The organism is Pseudomonas sp. 22082, assembly GCF_052046055.1.
GTDB lineage: Bacteria > Pseudomonadota > Gammaproteobacteria > Pseudomonadales > Pseudomonadaceae > Aquipseudomonas > Aquipseudomonas pharyngis.
In genome coordinates this window covers 53,475-60,371 of the sequence record NZ_JBQEQB010000031.1, presented here as the reverse complement: position 1 = coordinate 60,371, position 6,897 = coordinate 53,475, and the positions used below count along the sequence as shown (strand labels likewise).

General features: G+C 59.9%; 7 protein-coding genes. 5 read left to right on the top strand and 2 right to left on the bottom strand.

Going from position 1 to position 6,897, the window contains the following annotated elements:
• Positions 1–388: 388 nt before the first annotated feature.
• The gene (locus ACTJK9_RS27150) at positions 389–748 is read left to right on the top strand and encodes a DUF6124 family protein (RefSeq protein ID WP_440817426.1); all 360 of its coding nucleotides are present in this window, start codon (positions 389–391) and stop codon (positions 746–748) included.
• Between the two features lie 168 nt (positions 749–916).
• Here the strand turns inward: ACTJK9_RS27150 and ACTJK9_RS27145 are convergent, their stop codons facing one another.
• Entirely contained in the window at positions 917–1,633 is a 717-nt protein-coding gene (locus tag ACTJK9_RS27145; RefSeq protein WP_440817423.1) for an SIMPL domain-containing protein, read from the bottom strand.
• Between the two features lie 316 nt (positions 1,634–1,949).
• On the opposite strand from ACTJK9_RS27145, the gene ACTJK9_RS27140 reads away from it, so the two are divergent.
• From ACTJK9_RS27140 to ACTJK9_RS27125, 4 genes are all read left to right on the top strand, one after another.
• Positions 1,950–3,212, top strand: a complete 1,263-nt coding sequence (locus ACTJK9_RS27140) for an ATP-binding protein (RefSeq protein WP_085611318.1) — start codon at positions 1,950–1,952, stop codon at positions 3,210–3,212.
• Positions 3,205–3,765, top strand: a complete 561-nt coding sequence (locus ACTJK9_RS27135) for a response regulator transcription factor (RefSeq protein WP_085611319.1) — start codon at positions 3,205–3,207, stop codon at positions 3,763–3,765. The genes ACTJK9_RS27140 and ACTJK9_RS27135 overlap by 8 nt, the downstream gene beginning before the upstream one ends.
• Before the next feature lie 96 nt (positions 3,766–3,861).
• A complete protein-coding gene (locus ACTJK9_RS27130) occupies positions 3,862–5,589 on the top strand; it encodes an ABC transporter ATP-binding protein/permease (protein ID WP_440817419.1) in 1,728 nt (575 codons plus the stop codon).
• Positions 5,590–5,720: 131 nt separating this feature from the next.
• Positions 5,721–6,467: a FadR/GntR family transcriptional regulator gene (locus tag ACTJK9_RS27125; RefSeq protein WP_440817417.1), complete on the top strand. Its 747-nt coding sequence runs from the start codon at positions 5,721–5,723 to the stop codon at positions 6,465–6,467.
• A gap of 31 nt (positions 6,468–6,498) precedes the next feature.
• Here the strand turns inward: ACTJK9_RS27125 and ACTJK9_RS27120 are convergent, their stop codons facing one another.
• A complete protein-coding gene (locus ACTJK9_RS27120) occupies positions 6,499–6,702 on the bottom strand; it encodes a hypothetical protein (RefSeq protein WP_440817415.1) in 204 nt (67 codons plus the stop codon).
• Positions 6,703–6,897: the final 195 nt, after the last annotated feature.

The following is a 6,897-nucleotide window of genomic DNA, read 5'->3' as shown; positions in this document are numbered from 1 at the left end:
ACTGCTTGATCGTTCCCACGCTCCGCGTGGGAATGCAGCCCGGGACGCTCCGCGTTCCATTTTCGAATGTTTAAAGATGTGTGTGATTCACCGAACCTTCCCACAATGTTTTCAGGTTGTCCGTCGGAAGCACGCTCTCTAGTCTTTGGTTGTCGCTGCCAATTCAGCGACCGGGAGTGAGATCCCGGCTATTCATTTGGATACTTGTGCGAGCCCCTTCATAATCGCCGCCAGTTTAGACTGTCAGCGATTCTTTATGGCGGCTGTGTACGGGTGGACGAATGTCCTGCCGGGTATCCATACCGGTGATCTCACCCCGTACATAGCTGCCACCTCTTCTTCGAGTGAGATCGGGAAAAGTGGCTCCATAACCTGGAGAAATTGCTACATGGATAAGCTGATACCCGACCCACCCCTCGAATCAACCACGCCCCTCGAAGAAGCCATGCGCGCCGAAGACCTCGCCCGCAACCGCGAAGCCATCAAACGCGCCCTCGACTATTACCTGTGCCCCAATCCTTCCAAACCGCGCCCGAGCACGATGTACATGGTCACGCCCAACGTCGACACCGAAAGCCTGCTGGCCAATGCCTGCGAGTCCCTGGCCTCGGCCAGTACCATCGCCAGCAATTTCGCCAATGAGCTTTCGGGCCCCCAGCGCAGTACGGCACTCGGGATCCAGCAGATCATCATGCTGGCCGAGCTCGCAGTGAACCGCGCGCTGGATCGGGTTGATCCGCAAACCTGAGACCGTGGCATCGTTCATCGCCAGCAGGCTGGCTCCCACAGGAGTCCACATTCCAAATGTGGGAGCTAGCCTGCCAGCGATGACGGCAGAGCTGACAACACAAATCCCGGGCACAAAAAAACCGGCGATCACCACTGATCGCCGGTTTTTCATTCAGCCGTCACTCAATCACTGCATCAACACTTCAATCGAGCCATCAGCGATCAGGCTGACCTGGCTGGTGCCGGCTTCGACTTCAGGCGTGACGGGCGCCGAATCCATGCCCGCGGCTTTCATCATCATCGGGGCGCGCATGTACGGTTGTGGGAAGCCGTTGCTGTTGAGGTTCAGGTTGACGATTTTGTAACCCTTGCCGCCCAGGGCGTCGGTGGCCAGTTGGGCGCGGGCCTTGAAGGCGGTGACGGCTTCTTTCAGCAGTTTGTCTTCGCTGGCCTTGCGGGTCGGGTCGGCGATGGCGAAGTCCATGCCGCCCATTTTCAGGTCGGTCAGCAGCTCACCGGTGAGTTTGGACAGGGCGGCGAAGTCGGCGCTTTCCAGGCGCAGTTCGGCGCGTTCGCGCCAGCCGGTGATTTTCTGGCCCTTGGTGTCGTAGATCGGGTAGCTGTTGCGGCTGCCCTGGCGCAGGGTGATGTCTTTGACTTGCTTGGCCTGGGCCAGTGCCTTGTTCATGGTGGTGCTGACGTCGGCGGCGAGTTTGGCCGGGTCGGTGTTTTGTTCTTCGGTGTAGAGGGTCACGATCATCAGGTCGCGGGCCACTTCCTGGCTGACTTCGGCGCGCAGGGAAATCTGGTTGTAGTGCAGCTCATCGGCGGCCAGGGCCGGAAGGCTGGCGATGCTGCCGACGGTCAGGGCGAGAAGGGCGGCGCTGCGGCGAAATGTGTGCATGAAAGCTCCTTGATGAGGGCGCAGGTGATGGTTCGGGGGCCTGCGTGAAACCATCAGACTCTAGCTTTTATGATCCGGTTCGCCCAGTTACAACTTCTATACAGATGACTGGTGGCTGTTGCGTAGCCAATCGCGAGCAAGCTTGCTCCCACATTTGGGACGCGTTCTCCTGTGGGAGCGAGCTCGCTCGCGAAGGGGCCCTTATAGCCGCAGAAAATCTTTGCGCCATGTGGTCGTTTGCCGCACTTTCGCCTCTCAAGCCCGCGCCTTGGTTATACTCCGTGCGATCCGCCTGGAGCGCTCATCAGGAGAGCTCATGCTCGCCCCCGTACAACTGACTTCCGCCACTCGCCAGAACCTCTGGCGGCTGACTTTCATCCGCACCCTGGTGCTCGCTGCGCAGGCTGGTTCCGTGGGCCTGGCCTACTGGCTGGATTTGTTGCCGTTGCCGTGGGTGCAACTGGTGATGACCCTCGGCTGTTCGATTCTGCTGTGTGTGTTCACCGCCGTGCGTTTGCGCACTTCGTGGCCGGTGACCGAGCTCGAATACGCGCTGCAACTGGCCTGCGATCTGGTTATCCACAGTGCCTTGCTGTATTTCTCCGGTGGTTCGACCAACCCGTTCGTTTCGTATTATCTGGTGCCGCTGACCATCGCTGCGGTGACGCTGCCGTGGCGTTATTCGGTGGTGCTGTCGGGCATTGCGCTGGCTTTGTACACATTGATGCTGACACATTTCTATCCGCTGGAAACCCTGCCGGTCGCCCGGGAGAACCTGCAGATCTACGGCATGTGGCTGAGCTTTGCCCTGGCGGCGGCAGTGATTACGTTCTTCGCCGCGCGCATGGCTGAAGAGCTGCGCCGCCAGGAAGAGTTGCGCGCGATCCGCCGGGAAGAAGGCCTGCGCGATCAGCAATTGCTGGCCGTCGCGACTCAGGCCGCCGGTGCCGCCCATGAACTGGGCACACCGCTGGCGACCATGAGTGTGTTGCTCAACGAAATGCAGCAGGATCATCACGACCCGATGCTTCAGGAAGACCTGAAGGTGTTGAAGGATCAGGTGAAGCTCTGCAAGGAGACTCTGCAACAACTGGTGCGCGCCGCCGAAGCCAATCGCCGGATGGCGGTGGAGATGCAGGACGTTACCGAGTGGCTTGACGAGGCGCTCAACCGCTGGCATCTGATGCGCCCGGAAGCCAGTTATCGCTTCCAGCGTCTGGGCCAGGGCCCGTTGCCGCGTGTGGCGCCGCCGCCGGATCTGACCCAGGCCCTGTTGAATCTGTTGAACAACGCCGCCGACGCCTGCCCGGAAAACCTTCAGGTGACCCTGGACTGGACCGCCGAAGACCTGACCATCAGCATCCGCGATCATGGTGCCGGTGTGCCGCTGGCCATCGCCGAGCAGATCGGCAAACCGTTTTTTACCACCAAGGGCAAAGGTTTCGGCCTGGGCCTGTTTTTGAGCAAGGCCAGCGTGACACGCGCCGGCGGCTCAGTGAAACTCTATAGTCATGAGGAAGGCGGCACGCTCACCGAGCTGCGCCTGCCTCACGGCGCCCGAGGAGACCAACATGAGTGAAGAAATCCAAGTCGAAGGCGAAGAACTGCCGCATTTGCTGCTGGTCGACGATGACGCGACGTTTACCCGAGTGATGGCCCGGGCCATGGCGCGCCGCGGCTTTCGCGTCAGCACCGCCGGTTCCGCCGAGGAAGGCCTGACCATCGCTCAGGCCGATCTGCCGGACTATGCCGCGCTGGACCTGAAGATGGACGGCGACTCCGGTCTGGTCCTGCTGCCGAAACTGCTGGAGCTGGACCCGGAAATGCGCGTGGTGATCCTTACCGGTTACTCGAGCATTGCCACCGCGGTCGAAGCGATCAAGCGCGGCGCCTGCAACTATCTGTGCAAACCGGCCGACGCCGACGACGTGCTGGCAGCGCTGCTGTCCGAGCACGCCGACCTCGACAGCCTGGTGCCGGAAAACCCGATGTCGGTGGATCGCCTGCAGTGGGAGCACATCCAGCGCGTGCTGACCGAGCACGAAGGCAACATTTCCGCCACTGCCCGCGCCCTGGGCATGCACCGCCGCACCCTGCAGCGCAAACTGCAGAAGCGCCCGGTTCGTCGCTGAACCTGCGCTGAACGACCATCGCCAGCCCTCGCGATAAAACGCACCGATCATCTATGATCGGTGCGTGTCTGTTCTTTTCTTTATCGAGCCTTTTCCATGAATCAGAACGCTGAATATTCCGCGGTCAACGATACTGTGCGCGGGCAGTTTTTTCGCAAGGTGTGGGCCATGACCACGCCTTACTGGCGCAGCGAAGAGAAGGGCAAGGCCTGGACGTTGCTGATCGCCGTGATCGCGCTGACATTGTTCAGCGTGGCGATCTCGGTGTGGATCAACAGTTGGTACAAGGATTTCTATAACGCCCTGCAGAAGAAGGATGAGGCGGCGTTCTGGCAGTTGATCCTGTATTTCTGCGGCATTGCGGCGGTGGCGATTCTCGGCGCGGTGTATCGCCTGTACCTGACGCAGATGCTGACCATCCGTTGGCGGGCATGGCTCACCGAGAACCATTTCAAGCGCTGGCTCGGGCACAAGAATTACTACCAGTTGGAGCAGGGCGGCTACACCGACAACCCTGACCAGCGGATTTCAGAAGACCTCAATACCTTCACCAGCAACACCTTGAGTCTCGCGTTGGGCCTGATCCGCACGGTGGTCAGCCTGGTGTCGTTTTCGATCATTCTGTGGGGCGTCTCCGGCAGCATCGAAGTGTTCGGCATCGAGATTCCCGGCTACATGTTCTGGTGTGCGCTGTTGTATGCGGCAGTCGGCAGCTGGCTGACGCACCTGATCGGTCGACGCCTGATCGGTCTGAACAACCAACAACAACGCTTCGAAGCTGACCTGCGTTTCTCCATGGTACGGGTACGTGAGAACGCCGAAAGCATTGCGCTGTACAACGGCGAGCCGAACGAGAATCGTCGTCTGAGCAACCGCTTCGGGCTGGTCTGGCACAACTTCTGGGACATCATGCGGGTGTCCAAGCGCCTGACGTTCTTCACCTCGGGTTACGGCCAGATCGCAATCATCTTCCCGTTCATCGTCGCGGCCCCGCGTTACCTGACCGGCAAGATCGAACTGGGTGAGCTGATGCAGATCAACTCGGCATTCGGCAATGTGCAGGAGAACTTCAGCTGGTTCATCAACGCGTATTCGGATCTCGCCGCGTGGCGCGCCACGTGTGATCGTCTGCTGAGTTTCCGCCAGGCGATGACCGACAACGAAGAACGTGCACCGGCCATCGACGTGCAGAATCAGGGCAATGCGCTGAAGGTTCGTAACCTCGGCCTCGATCTGGCCGACGGTCGTCACCTGCTGACCAGCGCCGACATGACCGTGGAGCAGGGCGATCGGGTGATGCTCAGCGGTCGTTCCGGCAGTGGTAAATCCACGCTGCTGCGGGCGATGGGCCATTTGTGGCCGGCCGGGCACGGCAGCATTCGCCTGCCAGCTTCGCGTTATCTGTTCCTGCCGCAAAAGCCGTATCTACCAATTGGCACGCTGCGCGATGCCTTGAGTTATCCACAACCGGGCGACACCTACGCGCCCGAGCGTTATGCACAGGTGTTGGAGACTTGCCGTTTGCCGCATCTTGTCGCGCGACTGGACGAGGCCAACCACTGGCAGCGCATGTTGTCGCCGGGTGAACAGCAACGTCTGGCCTTCGCCCGCGCGCTGCTTTACGCACCGCAATGGCTGTACATGGACGAAGCGACATCGGCGATGGACGAAGAGGATGAAGCCACGCTGTATCAGGCGCTGATCGACCAGTTGCCGGGCTTGAGCATCGTCAGTGTCGGCCATCGCAGCAGCCTCAAGCGCTTCCATCCACGGCATGTGCGGATCGATGGCGGGCATCTGGTCGAGCAGACCGTGACCGCCTGATATATCCATACGTTCCTCGTGGGAGCTGGCTTGCCAGCTCCCACAGGTTTTGTGTGGAAACGGAAAGTGATCGTACAACCCGCTTGAGCTATGATGCCCACAAGCCGAATTTTCGAGACAAGATGCAGACCATGGAAAACCTGATCGACACCCCGCGCCTCCCTCGCAAGCGCCGCAGCCTGGCTCAAGAACTGGTGACGGTGCTGACCGAGCAGATCCGCGACGGTCTGCTCAAGCGTGGCGACAAGTTGCCCACCGAGTCGGCGATCATGGAAGCCCATGGTGTCAGCCGCACCGTGGTGCGCGAGGCGATCTCCCGGCTACAGGCCGCAGGTCAGGTGGAAACCCGTCATGGCATCGGCACTTTTGTGCTCGATACCCCGAGCCCCAGCGGTTTCCGGATCGATCCGGCTACAGTGGTCACCCTGCGTGACGTGCTGGCCATTCTCGAATTGCGTATCAGCCTCGAAGTCGAATCCGCCGGCCTTGCCGCTCAGCGTCGCAGCGCCGAACAACTGGCCGCGATGCGCGCCGCCCTCGATGCGTTGAATGAAAGCGTGGCCCATGCCAGCGATGCGGTGGCCTCGGACTTTCAGTTTCACCTGCAAATCGCGCTGTCCACCGGCAACCGGTACTTCACCGACATCATGACCCACCTGGGCACCAGCATCATTCCGCGTACTCGCCTGAATTCGGCGCGACTGGCCCATGACGATCAGCAGCACTACATGAATCGCCTGAGTCGCGAGCACGAGGAAATCTACGACGCCATCGCCCGTCAGGATTCCGATGCCGCTCGTACGGCCATGCGCCTGCACCTGACCAACAGCCGCGAACGGCTGCGCCAGGCTCATGAAGAGGCACAGGCGCAGGGTTGATTGTTGCCTATCGTTCGAGTTGTCGATTGTTTCAAGGTTTATAAACCTCGGTCTCGAGCATGACATCGGTGATGGGCTCTTCGATATCGAAGGGCACAACCAGGGTTCTTTTGGTGACGATGTACTGCTGGTCGACACCCTCGAATTTCAGAATGTCGGTCTTATAGATAATCCCGTCGAACATGAAATACCGCCGATTGCCCACGGGGTTCTTGAGCGTGTAGGTCACTTTCATGATTGCAGCTCCTGGATTGAGAATTGAGTCTCAGCCTGGGAGCAGTCATTCTGTCGGCGCACCTGTAAAAACTAACAGTTTCGACGAGCGGTGCTGGCGGGTCTCAGGCTTCAACGTAGAGCTTCAACGGTTCGAAGGAAGGCTCCAGACTGGCCTCATCAGCAAACTTGTAGCGCAGTTCAACGGTGCTGTTCA

Excerpts from the sequence above, each read along its gene's own strand:
- ACTJK9_RS27125 (WP_440817417.1), top strand. The coding sequence starts at position 5,721 with ATGGAAAACCTGATCGACACCCCGCGCCTCCCTCGCAAGCGCCGCAGC.
- ACTJK9_RS27135 (WP_085611319.1), top strand. The coding sequence starts at position 3,205 with ATGAGTGAAGAAATCCAAGTCGAAGGCGAAGAACTGCCGCATTTGCTG.
- ACTJK9_RS27150 (WP_440817426.1), top strand. The coding sequence starts at position 389 with ATGGATAAGCTGATACCCGACCCACCCCTCGAATCAACCACGCCCCTC.
- ACTJK9_RS27140 (WP_085611318.1), top strand. The coding sequence starts at position 1,950 with ATGCTCGCCCCCGTACAACTGACTTCCGCCACTCGCCAGAACCTCTGG.
- ACTJK9_RS27130 (WP_440817419.1), top strand. The coding sequence starts at position 3,862 with ATGAATCAGAACGCTGAATATTCCGCGGTCAACGATACTGTGCGCGGG.
- ACTJK9_RS27120 (WP_440817415.1), bottom strand. The coding sequence starts at position 6,702 with ATGAAAGTGACCTACACGCTCAAGAACCCCGTGGGCAATCGGCGGTAT.
- ACTJK9_RS27145 (WP_440817423.1), bottom strand. The coding sequence starts at position 1,633 with ATGCACACATTTCGCCGCAGCGCCGCCCTTCTCGCCCTGACCGTCGGC.